The following is a 12589-nucleotide window of genomic DNA, read 5'->3' on the forward strand; positions in this document are numbered from 1 at the left end:
ATCACCGTCATGCACAGCGACACCCACCTGCTGCTCCACACCTACCGCGCCGCCGAACTCCAGCGCGAGGCCGCCGACTTCCGCCCGGCCTCGCGAAGGGGGCTGCGGAAGGGACTGCGCCACCGCATGGGCTGGACGCTGGTCGAGCTGGGTCTGCGCCTCGCGCAGGCCGGGCCCGGGCCCACCCCCGCCACGAGAACGGCCTGACGGTGGACGGGGGGAAACAACCGCGGGACCGCACCCCGCTCGCCACGGTCCTGGCAGCCAACTCCATCTCTACGGCAGGCACTTCGCTCACGCTCATCGGCGTACCGTGGTTCGTCCTGGAGACCACGGGCAGCGCGGGCCGGGCCGGTGTCGTCGCCTTCTGCGCCACCCTGCCGATCGTCGTCGCCGCCCTGATCGGCGGACCCGTCATCGACCGGATCGGACGGCGCCGGGTCTCCATCGCCTCCGACGCGGTCTGCGGCGCCGCCATCGCCGCGATTCCGCTCCTGCACTACGCGGGAGCGCTCCACTTCTGGCTGCTCTGCACGCTGATGGCGCTGAACGGCCTGGCTCACACGCCGGGCAACACCGCGCGCTACGTGCTGGTCCCGGACCTCGCGGAGCACGCCGACACCACACTCGCCCGCGCCGCCAGCCTCTTCGACGCGGTGTCGCGCGGTGCGCGGATGGTGGGCGCCGCGCTCGCGGGCGTACTGATCGCCGTGGTCGGTGCCGAGACGGTGCTCCTGGTGGACGCCGCCACGTTCGCCCTGTCCGCCCTGCTCGTCGCGGCGGGCGTACGCGGCGTCCGCTCGGCCGAGCCGAGCAAGGCGGCGGCCCCCGTGTCGCTGCGCGCCTACCGCGCCGAACTGCGCGAGGGCTACGCGTACCTGCTGGGCAACCGGCTGCTGCTCGCCGTCGTCGTGATGGTGATGTTCATGAACGGCACCGACCAGGGCTGGAACGCCGTCCTGCTACCCGTGCACGCCGAGGGGCAGCTGGGCGGCGCGACCGACCTGGGGCTGCTCACCGCGCTGTTCGGGGCGGGCGGGCTGACGGGCGCCCTGCTGTACGGGGCGGTGGGGCACCGCTTCTCGCGGCGGACGGTGTTCGCAGTGTGCGTGGTGCTGTGCGGCGCCCCGAGATTCCTGGTCGCCGCACTGACCGGGACCACTCTGCCGCTCGCGGTGACGATGGCGCTGGGCGGGATCGCGGGCGGCATGCTCAATCCGATCCTGACGACCGTGACGTACGAACGCGTTCCCGATGAGCTGCGCAGCAGGGTGTCGGGGGCACTCACCGCGGGCTGCGAGCTCACCATGCCCGTGGGCGGGCTGGCCGCGGGGCTGCTGGTCGAGGGCATGGGCGCGACGGGGGCGCTCCTCGCGATGGGCGGGGTGTACTTCCTGGCGACGCTGAGCCCGCTGGTCTTCCCCGCGTGGCGCACCATGGAGGCACCGGAGCAGCAGGTCAGCAGCCCGGGACCGTGCCCCCCTGGTCCAGAGCCCGCAGCGCGGACACCGCGCCCTTCAGTGTCGTGACGGAGACCAACCGCAGGCCGTCGGGCCGCTCGGCCTTCGCCTGCTTGCACTCGTCCTTCGGCACCAGGAAGACGGTCGCACCGTCACGCCGCGCGGCCTGGGTCTTCAGGGAGACGCCGCCGACGGCGCCGACCGTACCGTCGGACTCGATCGTGCCGGTGCCTGCGACGGTGCGTCCACCGGTCAGGCCCCCGTCGAGGTCCTCGGAGAGCTTGTCGACGATGCCGAGGGAGAAGAACAGGCCCGCGCTGGGACCGCCGACGTCGGCGAGGTGCAGGGTGACGTCCACCGAACCGGGCTTCATGTCCAGGTAGTTCAGGGCCGCGTCCACCGCGACGTTCTGCGATTCCTTCATGTCCTGGAGGTTGTGCTGCTCGATCTCCTTCTCGGAGTCGCCGGACGGATAGACGGAGTCGCGCGGCATGACCGCACGGTCCGTCCTGAACCAGCTGTCCACGACGTCCCCGATGCCGATGTCCGCGGTCGGCGCCGTCGCGAGGATCGTGGTCATCAGCAGCTTGCCGTCGGTGGACCGGGTCGGCGCACCCTTGATCGTGATGACCGGTGTCCCCTTGTCGTCACCCAGGACATCGGCGGTGGTGCCGGGCTGCGCCACGGTGAACGGCAGCGGCGCGAAGGCGGCCGTACCGAACAGTGCGAGGACGGGCAGCGCGCAGAGGGCGAGAGCGCGGGGGCGAGAGAAACGAATGGCCACCAGCCCAATCTATCCGCCACGCACCGCCGACTCCGACTGCCCCGGCGCGAGCGGGGCGGCGCGGTCGGGGCGGTCGGGGCGGCGCGACCGGGGCAGCCGGGGCAGCTCACGCGGGACCGGCGCCTAACGGAGGGCGTCGGCGACCTCACGGGCCGCGTCGAGGACTCTCGGCCCGACCCGTTCCGGTACGGCGTCGGCGAGCATGACGACTCCCACACTGCCCTCCACACCGGAGACCCCGACCAGCGGCGCCGCCGCCCCGCAGGCACCGGCTTCGAGCTCGCCGCGGGTGAGGGTGTAGCCCGGGTGCTCGGCCGTCTTCTGCCGGGCGGTGAGGATCGCCCGGCCTGCGGCCCCCTTGTCCAGGGCATGGCGGAAGCCGGCCCGGTAGGCCACGTGGTAATCGGTCCAGGTCGGTTCGACGACGGCAACCGCGAGCGCGTCCGACCCGTCGACGAGCGTGAGGTGTGCGGTGGCCCCTATGTCCTCGGCCAGGGAACGCAGCGCGGGCAGCGCCGCCTCCCTGACGAGCGGGTGCACCTGCCGGCCCAGGCGCAGCACGCCCAGCCCCACTCGGGCCCGGCCGCCCAGATCACGCCTGACGAGCGCGTGCTGTTCCAGGGTGGCGAGCAGTCGGTAGACCACGGTGCGGTTGACGCCGAGCTTGTTGGACAACTCGGTGACGGTCAGGCCGTGATCGGTATCGGCGAGCAGTTTGAGGACACGCAGTCCCCGGTCGAGCGTCTGAGAAGTCTCCGCGGTCACGACGCCGTCTCCCTCGTGGTGAGCGGGGCGGTTGTCTCTGCGAAGTACCGACGCCGGTCCCACGGCGACGCACCGAGAGGCCGCCGACTGGCCATGGCACCGGCTGCGCTCCGCGGCCACGTTGCCACGGGGTGTTCATGTTTCGGGGACATTAGCGAGGGAGTCCGCTCAGCGGAAGACCTCGTCCAGAATCCGGTCTCCCTCCGAAACGGCCCGGCATAACCGCCGGTCAGCGGCGGACCGTCCGGAACGCGAACATCTACGCGCGTTCTAGTCGGGTGACGCGGAGCAACGCTCCGTACATCAGGCGTGAACGATTGTTAACCCACCGTGAATAAGTGGCGCAAAAAACATCCACTCCCGGGCGCCCGACACCCCTCCGCGCGCCCCCTCGCGCCGAGCGGAGAGCGCCCCGCGGGACCCCACCGACCCGAGGCCTGGTTGATCATTTCAACTCCGTGGCCGACTCTCGCGGTAACCCTCGAACCGGATCGATAGATTGGCTTTCGATGCTCGTTCACAATAGGGGCATTCGGGGATTATCGGCACTACGGGAGGGTGACCACCCATGGCGTGGGACGAATGGGAACAACTGAAATCCGAGGCGGTCGAGAAGAATTCGACCCGGATGCAGCTCAACCAACTGCCGCCGGAGGCGGGAGGAGGGCCGCCGCCCGGGGGCGACCTGAAGGTGAACCAGAAGGACCTGGCGGCGATCGGCAATGTTGCGTACCGCATGTACGGCGACCTCGAGAAGGCCGGTGACCACGCCCGCGCCTCCACCCAGCAGGCAGCCGGAACCCTGAAGACGGAGACGTTCGCCCTGGGCGGAGCCCTCGATCACGTGGCCTCACGCTGGATCGACCAGGTCCGCTCCCTGCTGGACGCCTGCGCCCACATCTCGAACCACCTCGACTACACCAAGGGCGCACACGCCGGCGACGAGGCGTACATCGCCACAGTGGTCAGCAACATCGAGACTCTCGACAAGGGCTTCGACGAAAGGTCCGCCAGCTGATGGATCTCGATTCCTTGCGCTTCGCGAACTTCTCCGACCTGGACACGGCGATCACCGACTGGGAACAGATGGTCGCAAAACTGAAAGTTCTCCAGGAAGACGCGAAAGACGATCTGAAAGCCAAGTCCGACAAAGCGAACTGGGCTGGCGAGAACGCCACCGTCACCCGCGCATTCGTGGACAAGACGGCCGGCGAGTTCACCGACGCCCACACCCAGGCCGACACGATCAAGAAGATCATCACCGACACCCGTGGTGAACTCGTCAGCTATCGCGCCCAGCTCAACGCGGCCATCGAACGTGGGCTCAAGAAGAACCTCACCGTGCGTGACACGGGTGAGGGAACCTTCACCGTCACCATGAACATCCACCCCGACCGGGCGGCGAAGGGCACCACAGTGCCCGAGCACACCGACCAGGACGTCGAGGCCTTCCGGGACGAAATACAGAACATCCTGAAGAAGGCCACGGAAAGCGACACCTCGGCGGCCAAGGTGCTCACGCTCCTGGTCGACCAGGCAAAGTACGGCTTCTCCGACGCCAAGTACGCGGACCGCGACTCCGCAGCCAAGGCCGTCGCGAAAGCGGAGGAGCTCTCCAAGATCGTCAAGAAGGATCCGCACGACGTCACGCTGACCGAGCTCAACACCCTCAACACCGGCCTGGCCGCGTACAAGAACGACCCGCTCTTCGCGGAGCGGTTCGCCACCCAGGTGGAGCCGAAGAAGGTCCTCGAGTTCTACGCCGGAGTCGCCGACCCGTACCAGGGCCTGGGAAGGAACCCCAAGTTCTACGAGCAGGCGAAGAAGCTCCAGAAGAACCTCGGTATAACCCTGGGAACGGCCACGCTCTCCGACAGCGAAAAGATGCAGGGCTGGGAAGAGAAGATGGTGAAGCTTGGCCCCGACCGGCTCGGTATCGACGACGCCAACGACCCCACGGGCTTCGGGGTCATGAGCAATCTCATGCGGTTCGGCGACTACGACGACCAGTTCCTCAACGACTACGGCGACAAACTCATCGCGTACGACAAGGAACGCAACGTCGAGAACATGAGCCCCTGGGTCAACAACTGGAACCAGGGCGACCTCAACTTCTGGGACAAGAACGACCGGGGCCGCGACCCGATGACGGGCTTCATGGAGGCCCTGGGTCACAATCCGGAAGCTTCCACACAGTTCTTCGCGCAGCCGGAAGGTGCCGGGGATGCGGTCAAAAAGGACAGCGATGTCAACGCGAACCTCAAGTACCTGACCCAGGACCGCATCTGGCTCCCGGACCCGACGCTCGACGGCGACAGCAAGGTCAACGCCGGCAAGGACTCACTGGGCCACGCAATGGAGTCCGCAACCACCGGTTGGGTGTACGACTCCGATCCGATGACCGGCAAGGACCCCATGCATCCCGGCAGCGGGGACCAACGTACGGCGGCGACGGCGGGGGTCATGGAGCAGGTGGCGTACCTCTACGGGAGCGACAAGGGCCCCGAGATGCTCCACCAGCAGTCCGAGCTGGCGGACAGCCTGGGCAAGATGGGCGCGGCGTACATCGACGACATCGACTACAGCCTGTCGGGTCTGGGCGATGTGGACAAAGACGACAGTACGTTCCCCGCCAAGTACGCAGGCCGGGCCAACTTTACCGACCAGGCGGCCATCAACTTCCTCAGCGTACTGGGGCAGAATGAGACGTCGCACGGTGTGGTCTCGGCGGCACAGCACCTGTACACGCTCAGCGCGTTGGACGCCTACCCAGCGACCAGCGAAGCGAACATGGACAACGCGCATGACGCGATGACCACGGGGGCGGAGGCGCGCGGAATCCTGGACCAGGCACGCGTGCAGCAGGCAGAAACGACCTACACGGCCGACTCCGAGGAAGCCAACAAGTCTCTGGGGCGCTCCGGGGACTGGATCAAACTGGGCGCCGGTGCCGTCGTGGGAGGCGGTGTCGCGGCCATCCCCCTGCCCGGTTCCACCGCGGCGGCCCTAGTGATCGCGCCTCTAGCTGCGGACACCGTAGGCGAGGCCGTCAACACCTTCATCGGCCACGAGGTGGACAAGGGCCTCGACGGAGCTGAGGACGATCCCACACAAAGGGCTCAAACCACCAGCAGTCAGTTCTACCAACAAGGAACCGACCAACTCGCTGACACCTACAAGACATACCTTGACCTGAATCCGAAACAGGCTGAGACCATTGACAGGGCGCAGTGGAAGCAGGACGTCGAAGGCGGATATCTCGGCACCGGAACGATCCAGGGCGACTACCGCGGACGCCCCGCGTACAAGGACTGAGTCAATGAGGAACAAACTGCTTCGAGCCCTGTCAGGAGCGGTGCTGGTAGCCGCCGGCGCGACCGCCTGTGGCGAAGGCGATGGAAACGTGGAGAAACCGGATGCCCTCTCGGCTTTCGAGGTCTGCGACGGAACCTTGGGCACGGCGGCAGCCGCCGCGCTGGAGAGACTCGGCGGCACGGACCGGTTCACCGAGCTTCAGGGGGCCAAAGCGTCCGGCGTCCCGTACGCCTTCTCCTTGGAACTGGCGGCCAAGACCGTTCACGACAAACCATCTGAGAAGAGCGACTGCCTCATCTACAAAGCAGACAACGAGAGCGACTTCCCGCTCCTCGACATCAGCTTCCAGGCGAGGAAGAGCCATCCCGACCTGGCCGCAGAGGACAAGGCCAGCGACTCGGGCGAGATGTTCTTCCCACTCGGGCTTTTCGCGTCCGCCAAGGGCGACCAGGGCACCTCGCTCTACTTCGCGTGCCCCACGGAGGGGGCTGATGGAAGGACCCCCTATGTGGAGGCAGACATGACCTCTGGACGGGGCCAGGTGAACCCTGATGGAAAGGGCCGTATGACAATCCTCAACGCCGTGTCCCGCGCGGTGGCCGAGGAACTCGGCTGCGCCGCGCAGGCCAAGCTCCCCGCCAAGGTGCCCGACGCCCTGCCCGGATGACACAGAGGCCCCCGGTGCGCGAGGCGGATCGGTCCGCTCGCGCACCGGGGCCGGTCGGGGCCGACAGGCCTCTCGGGCCGCCCGGCTCACCGCATCCGGGTGGCCCACTCCTGGACCTTCTTGATCCTGTCCTGGATCTGTCCGGCCGTCGCCTCCGCGCTCGGTGGGCCGCCGCACACCCGGCGCAGCTCGGTGTGGATCACCCCGTGCGGCTTGCCGCTCTGGTGCGTGTAGGCCGACACCATCGTGTTGAGCTGCTTGCGCAGCTCCAGCAGCTTCTTGTGCGTGACCACCGGCCGGTTCTCGGCCGCCTTCTCCAGCAGGTCCGCCTCTTCCGCCGGCTTCTGCCTGCTGTGCGCGATCTGCCGGGTCTGCCGCTTCTGGAGCAGCAGTTGCACCTGGTCGGGTTCGAGGAGGCCCGGGATGCCCAGGTAGTCCTGCTCCTCCTCGCTGCCCGGGTGCGCCTGCATGCCGAATTCGGCGCCGTCGTACAACACCCGGTCGAAGACCGCGTCGGACTCCAGCGCCTCGAAGGGCAGCTGCTCCTCGGTCTCCTCGTCCTCCAGCTTCTCCGCGTCCGCGAGGAGCTGGTCCTCCTCGGCGAAGGGGTTCTCCTCGTCGCTGCCCTTCTTCGGCTTGTCGAGCACGTGGTCGCGCTCGACCTCCATCTCGTTCGCGAAGTCGAGGAGCATCGGGATGGTCGGCACGAAGACGGACGCGGTCTCACCCCGGCGCCGTGACCGTACGAAACGGCCGACAGCCTGGGCGAAGAAGAGCGGGGTCGAGATGGTCGTGGCGTACACACCGACCGCGAGACGCGGGACGTCGACGCCCTCCGACACCATCCGCACCGCGACCATCCAGCGCGACTCGTCCTCGCTGAACTTGTCGATCTTCTTCGACGCCGCCTTCTCGTCGGAGAGGACCACGGCCGGGGACTCCCCCGTCACCTTCTTGAGGATCTTGGCGTACGCACGCGCCGACTCCTGGTCCGTCGCGATGACGAGCCCGCCCGCGTCCGGAATGCCCTTGCGCACCTCGGTCAGCCGCTTGTCGGCGGCGGACAGAACGTTGGGGATCCATTCGCCGGTGGGCGAGAGCGCGGTGCGCCACGCCTGCCCGATGGCGTCCTTGGTCATCGGCTCGCCGAGCCGCGCGGCGATCTCGTCCCCGGCCTTGGTGCGCCAGCGCATGTTGCCGCTGTAGCTGAGGAAGATGACGGGACGGACGACCCCGTCGGCGAGGGCGTTGCCGTAGCCGTAGGTGTAGTCGGCCGAGGAGCGGCGAATGCCGTCGTTGCCCTCCTCGTACGCGACGAAGGGGATCGGGTTGGTGTCGGACCGGAACGGCGTGCCGGTGAGCGCGAGCCGCCGGGTCGCCGGGTCGAACGCCTCCTGGCAGGCCTCGCCCCAGGACTTCGAGTCGCCGGCGTGGTGGATCTCGTCGAGGATCACGAGCGTCTTGCGCTGCTCGCACCGGTTGCGGTGCAGCATGGGCCGCACGCCGACACCCGCGTACGTGATCGCGACCCCGTGGTACTCCTTGCTCACGGGGCCGGCGCTGTAGTCCGGGTCGAGCTTGATGCCTATGCGCGCCGCGGCTTCCGCCCACTGCTTCTTGAGGTGCTCGGTGGGCGCCACGACGGTGATCTGCTGCACCACGTGATGGTGCAGCAGCCATGAGGCGAGGGTCAGCGCGAAGGTGGTCTTCCCCGCGCCGGGGGTCGCGACCGCGAGGAAGTCGCGCGGCTGTTCCTGGATGTACCTGTCCATCGCACCCTGCTGCCAGGCGCGCAGCTTGCCTGCCGTACCCCAGGGGGCGCGGCCGGGAAAGGCGGGTGAGAGGTGGTGGGAGGCGGTAGTAGTCACGGTCTCCGGTTCAGGGCACTCGGGTACGTGGGGCGCTGTCCGTACGGGCCCGGAAGCGACCCGTACGCGATACGACAACCGGGCCACCCTACCGGCGGGCGGGGCGGAACCCCCTACGAATCAGCTGTGGCTCGGCAGTGCTGAGACCCGCTTCACAGGAGACGGTCACCTGGCGAACCCAGGCAGCCGCTCCGCGATCTTGGCCATGTCCAGCGTCCCTTGACGCACATCCAGCACGAACCGCTCGGCCTCGTCCACGTCGAGGCCGGCGTCGAGCGGCTGTCCGTTCATGTGCAGGAAAACCCACGTCGCGTACCAGGCGATGCGCTTGTTACCGTCGACGAGCGCGTGGTTGCGCGCCAGGGACTCCATGAGCGCCGCGGCCTTCTGCCAGACGTCCGGATAGGCGTCCTGGCCGAATACGCTCGCCTGCGGGCGCGCCAGTGCCGAGTCGAGCAGACCGTAGTCATGCACCTCGGCGGCCCCGAGCCGCTCCGCAAGGTTCAGCAGCTCGGGCAGTGTCAGGTACTGCATCAGGCCAGCCTCCGGTTCAGCTCCCCACTGACCTTCAGCACATGATCCGCCGCCTCGTTGAAGAGGCGCGAGTGTTCGTTTATGGCGGTGATCACCGCATCGTGAGCGAAGGACTGCATGCTTCGCCCCTCTGCTTCGGCACGCGCACGAAGGGCGTCGAGCTCTTCCTCGGTAAACCTCAGATTCAGACCAGCCATGAGCGAATGGTACCGCGTAGTACCACGCGGTACTACGGATTCGTCCGCACCCGCGTAGCCACCCACACCCCCAGCAGCGCCACCGCCGCCATCGGCAGGAACACCGCCGTGAACGCCCCCGGGTGCACCGCGGCCGTACCGCTCCCCACGGCCCCGTGGGCGGCCGCGCCCACCCCGCCGCCGCCCAGCGCGGCGAACGCCGCCCCGCTCGCGGCGAGCAGCAGGGCATTGGACAGCCCGTCCGAGATCTGGAGGGCCGCCGAGTTGGCCCCCGCCTCCTGCGGGGCCGACAGCTTCAGCAGGAGCACGCTCGTCGAGGAGATCACCACACCCATGCCGAAGCATCCGAAGGCCCAGACCACGGCGAGCGTCCACACCGGCACCGCATCGATCAGCACGCTCGGCGCGGCGACGATCGCACACGTGACGAGCACCATGCCCACCACCATGAGAGCCCCGCGATGGGGCTCAAGCCGGGGCCGGGCCAGTACGTACGAGCCGAGCGCCCAGGTCAGACCGCCGGCGGCCAGCGAGAGGCCGGCCAGCGTCGGGGACAGCCCGCGCTGGGTCACGAGCATCAGCGGCACGAAGGACTCGGCGACGATGAACGAGCCGGCCGCGATCCCCCGCAGCAGGATCACGGCGGGCAGCCCCCGCGCGGCCCGCACGGTCCCCCGGGGCAGCAGCCCCCGCACGGCGGGGACGAGCAGCGCGGCGCCGGCCAGCGCGGGGACGAGCGAGACCCACCGCAGCTCCTGCCCGGCGTACTGGAGCAGCCCGGCGCCCGCCGAGATCCCGAGCGCGAGCCGGATACGGCGCCGGTCGAACGGCTCAGCCGCGGCCACGGCGTCCGTAGGCCCACCCGCCATCCGCCGGATCGCGGGCAGCGCGAGGCCGAGCGGCAGGAGGATGAGGACAGGAATGCCGACGAAGACCCAGCGCCACCCCAGATGCTCGGTCACGGTCCCCGACGCGAGGGGGCCGACGACGGACGGGACGATCCAGGCCGCCGAGAACCCGGCCATGATGCCCGGCCGGATCCGCTCCGGATAGGCGCGCCCGATGACGACGTACAGCGCGACGATCACGAGCCCGCCGCCGACGCCCTGGACGGCCCGCCCCAGGATGAACGTCCACATGTTCGCCGCGGTCCCGGAGAGCAGCAGCCCGGCCCCGAAGGCACCGATTCCGGTGGCGAGCGGGGCGAGCGGCCCGCGCCGGTCGGCCCACTGCCCGGAGAGCACCATGGCGAAGAGGCTGGTGGTGAAGTACGCGGAGAAGGCGAACGCGTAGAGCGGGATGCCGTGCAGCTCCTGGGCCGCGACCGGCATCGCCGTACCGACAGCGGTGGCCTCGAAGGCGATGAGCAGGACGACGGACACGATGCCGATGCTGAGCGCCCGATAGGTACGCCCGAGGACACCTTCGGCCGGTTCGGCTACGGCGGTCTCCACGGGGGCAGCGGTGACCTCGGGGTCACGGGGTTCCAGGGCAGTCATGAGCACCAGAGTAAGGGCCATAACCCCTGGTGACCCCTGTCGATGGGCGGTATCCGGCTGGTCCCTCCGTCCTACGACCCCTGCCTCACACCGAGCGCGAACGTGAACGCGGCATGGCAGTCGCGTTGCGGCCCACCCGCGTCCCTTGAGGCGGCCCCTGCGGACCCGTACGGTCGACAGCAGATCAAGAAGAAGAGCAAGGCCGTGTGCCCGAGAGGTTTAGGGGCTCGACTGCAACTCGAGTTACACCGGTTCGAATCCGGTCACGGCCTCCACGCGGGAGAACACAAAGGGAACGGCCGCCCCCATGGCGCGGGGGCGGCCGTCCTGCGTGCGTCAGCGGCTATGCGGGGCCCAGCGGGGGCTGGGGCCCGCCGGGCCGGCGGGACTTGCGGAACACGCCCTAGTTGCGGAGCTGGTTATAGACGCCGTAGGCCATGGCGCGCTGGCCCCAGCTGTTGGGGTGCGCCGGTGCGAACTCCGTTTCGATGGGCTCGATCCACCGGTCTGCTTCGCTCTGGCACATGTCATGACCGATGGTCATCGTGTACGTGTCGGCGTACTCCGCGCCGGCGCTCTTGGCCCGGTCGGCGAGGGCCTGGTTGAGCTTCTTGTTCACATCGCGGAGGTAGGGCACGTCGCCGTCCGCGAACGGGACGTCGGGACGGCAGGCCTTGCCGTCGTCCGGCACGAGCGACGGATAACCGACCACCAGGACTCGGGCATTGGGTGCAAGGGCGCGTATGTACTGCAGGCTGACCGTGAGCTTGGCCGCCGTGGAGTTGATGCGAGTGGTGATGGCATCGCTGCCGGACTCATTGAAATGCGTCTTGCAGGGGCTGCCGGTCGGATCGCTGAAGCTGCCGACGACGCAGTTGGTGATGATCTCGGTGAACCCGATGTCATTGCCCCCGATGGACAGCGTGACCAGGTCGGTGTCGGCTGACAGGGCGCTGAGCTGGGCCGGGTTGGTGCCCTGAGCCTTGGCCATCTCTGCCGTGGTGGCACCGCTGCAGGTGACGTTCTTGAAGGACTTCGCCTTCACTGCTCCGGCGATCACCGAAGGGTAACCCTCGCTGGTGCGATCGCAGTTGGCGTCATCCACCAAGCTGAGACCTGCACCGGAAGCGTACGAGTCGCCGAGCGCCACGTAGTTGTCGTAGGTCGGATCGGCCGGCTCGGCAGCAGATGCAGCCGGGGCCATGAAGCCACCGATCAGTCCGGCAGTGGTGCCGATCGCCGCCACCGCCAGTGACGCGGCGCGGGCAGTGCTACGAAAGGTGCGTGCGAGTTGAGTCATCATGCCTTCACTGAGAGGGAGTTGACGGGATGTCGCACCGGTGATGAAGCGATTCGGATCTCCCGGGTTCCCTGTCTGACGCACCAGTTCCACTCAGTCGAGAGGAGGTGCATGCCATCGAAGTCTGCTGCCTGCCGTTGCCTGCCGTGCCCGAGGCCACAGGCGGACGCAGTGACGCACCCCGTTGACCCTCTAACCTC

Annotated in this window: 12 protein-coding genes and 1 tRNA gene; 6 read left to right on the forward strand and 7 right to left on the reverse strand. The window is 68.4% G+C overall.

What is annotated here, in order from left to right:
* Window positions 1-9 precede the first annotated feature (9 nt).
* Window positions 10-207 carry a hypothetical protein gene (locus AB0C75_RS01650; protein ID WP_362885969.1) on the forward strand — a complete coding sequence of 66 codons (198 nt, stop codon included), beginning with the start codon at window positions 10-12 and terminating at the stop codon, window positions 205-207.
* A 2-nt stretch (window positions 208-209) separates the two neighbouring features.
* Window positions 210-1529, forward strand: coding sequence for an MFS transporter (locus tag AB0C75_RS01655; RefSeq protein WP_362885971.1), 1320 nt, complete (start codon window positions 210-212; stop codon window positions 1527-1529).
* On the opposite strand, the gene AB0C75_RS01660 is transcribed toward AB0C75_RS01655, so the two are convergent.
* A complete protein-coding gene (locus AB0C75_RS01660; RefSeq protein WP_362885972.1) occupies window positions 1459-2244 on the reverse strand; it encodes a S16 family serine protease in 786 nt (261 codons plus the stop codon). The two genes, AB0C75_RS01655 and AB0C75_RS01660, sit on opposite strands and share 71 nt — an antisense overlap.
* A 123-nt stretch (window positions 2245-2367) precedes the next feature.
* Window positions 2368-3009 (reverse strand): helix-turn-helix domain-containing protein, encoded by a 642-nt coding sequence (locus tag AB0C75_RS01665; protein ID WP_362885974.1) that lies wholly within the window; start codon window positions 3007-3009, stop codon window positions 2368-2370.
* A 568-nt stretch (window positions 3010-3577) separates the two neighbouring features.
* On the opposite strand from AB0C75_RS01665, the gene AB0C75_RS01670 reads away from it, so the two are divergent.
* From AB0C75_RS01670 to AB0C75_RS01680, 3 genes are read left to right on the forward strand one after another with little or no spacing between them, the layout of a single operon-like run.
* Window positions 3578-4027 carry a hypothetical protein gene (locus AB0C75_RS01670; RefSeq protein ID WP_362885976.1) on the forward strand — a complete coding sequence of 150 codons (450 nt, stop codon included), beginning with the start codon at window positions 3578-3580 and terminating at the stop codon, window positions 4025-4027.
* Window positions 4027-6324 carry a hypothetical protein gene (locus AB0C75_RS01675; RefSeq protein ID WP_362885978.1) on the forward strand — a complete coding sequence of 766 codons (2298 nt, stop codon included), beginning with the start codon at window positions 4027-4029 and terminating at the stop codon, window positions 6322-6324. The genes AB0C75_RS01670 and AB0C75_RS01675 overlap by 1 nt, the downstream gene beginning before the upstream one ends.
* 4 nt (window positions 6325-6328) lie before the next feature.
* Entirely contained in the window at window positions 6329-6991 is a 663-nt protein-coding gene (locus AB0C75_RS01680) for a hypothetical protein (protein WP_362885980.1), read from the forward strand.
* A gap of 86 nt (window positions 6992-7077) precedes the next feature.
* On the opposite strand, the gene AB0C75_RS01685 is transcribed toward AB0C75_RS01680, so the two are convergent.
* The 4 genes from AB0C75_RS01685 to AB0C75_RS01700 form a co-directional block, all read right to left on the reverse strand.
* Complete coding sequence (locus tag AB0C75_RS01685) at window positions 7078-8859, reverse strand: DEAD/DEAH box helicase (RefSeq protein WP_362885981.1); 1782 nt, start codon at window positions 8857-8859, stop codon at window positions 7078-7080.
* Between the two features lie 165 nt (window positions 8860-9024).
* Window positions 9025-9393 (reverse strand): type II toxin-antitoxin system death-on-curing family toxin, encoded by a 369-nt coding sequence (locus tag AB0C75_RS01690; protein ID WP_362885983.1) that lies wholly within the window; start codon window positions 9391-9393, stop codon window positions 9025-9027.
* Window positions 9393-9590, reverse strand: a complete 198-nt coding sequence (locus AB0C75_RS01695) for an Arc family DNA-binding protein (protein WP_359471344.1) — start codon at window positions 9588-9590, stop codon at window positions 9393-9395. Before AB0C75_RS01695 ends, AB0C75_RS01690 begins: the two co-directional genes overlap by 1 nt.
* Before the next feature lie 32 nt (window positions 9591-9622).
* Window positions 9623-11089 carry an MFS transporter gene (locus AB0C75_RS01700; protein WP_362885984.1) on the reverse strand — a complete coding sequence of 489 codons (1467 nt, stop codon included), beginning with the start codon at window positions 11087-11089 and terminating at the stop codon, window positions 9623-9625.
* A 200-nt stretch (window positions 11090-11289) separates the two neighbouring features.
* On the opposite strand from AB0C75_RS01700, the gene AB0C75_RS01705 reads away from it, so the two are divergent.
* Window positions 11290-11364, forward strand: a tRNA-Cys gene (locus AB0C75_RS01705).
* Window positions 11365-11492: 128 nt separating this feature from the next.
* Here AB0C75_RS01705 and AB0C75_RS01710 read toward each other — a convergent pair.
* Window positions 11493-12482, reverse strand: a complete 990-nt coding sequence (locus tag AB0C75_RS01710) for an SGNH/GDSL hydrolase family protein (protein WP_362885986.1) — start codon at window positions 12480-12482, stop codon at window positions 11493-11495.
* Window positions 12483-12589: the final 107 nt, after the last annotated feature.

Source organism: Streptomyces sp. NPDC048565 (assembly GCF_040650935.1).
In the GTDB taxonomy this organism is placed as follows: domain Bacteria; phylum Actinomycetota; class Actinomycetes; order Streptomycetales; family Streptomycetaceae; genus Streptomyces.

What these genes read in the sequence shown, in the direction of transcription:
- AB0C75_RS01650 (WP_362885969.1), top strand. Translation starts at nt 10, where the DNA reads ATGCACAGCGACACCCACCTGCTGCTCCACACCTACCGCGCCGCCGAA.
- AB0C75_RS01670 (WP_362885976.1), top strand. Translation starts at nt 3,578, where the DNA reads ATGGCGTGGGACGAATGGGAACAACTGAAATCCGAGGCGGTCGAGAAG.
- AB0C75_RS01675 (WP_362885978.1), top strand. Translation starts at nt 4,027, where the DNA reads ATGGATCTCGATTCCTTGCGCTTCGCGAACTTCTCCGACCTGGACACG.
- AB0C75_RS01680 (WP_362885980.1), top strand. Translation starts at nt 6,329, where the DNA reads ATGAGGAACAAACTGCTTCGAGCCCTGTCAGGAGCGGTGCTGGTAGCC.
- AB0C75_RS01690 (WP_362885983.1), bottom strand. Translation starts at nt 9,393, where the DNA reads ATGCAGTACCTGACACTGCCCGAGCTGCTGAACCTTGCGGAGCGGCTC.
- AB0C75_RS01695 (WP_359471344.1), bottom strand. Translation starts at nt 9,590, where the DNA reads ATGGCTGGTCTGAATCTGAGGTTTACCGAGGAAGAGCTCGACGCCCTT.
- AB0C75_RS01700 (WP_362885984.1), bottom strand. Translation starts at nt 11,089, where the DNA reads ATGACTGCCCTGGAACCCCGTGACCCCGAGGTCACCGCTGCCCCCGTG.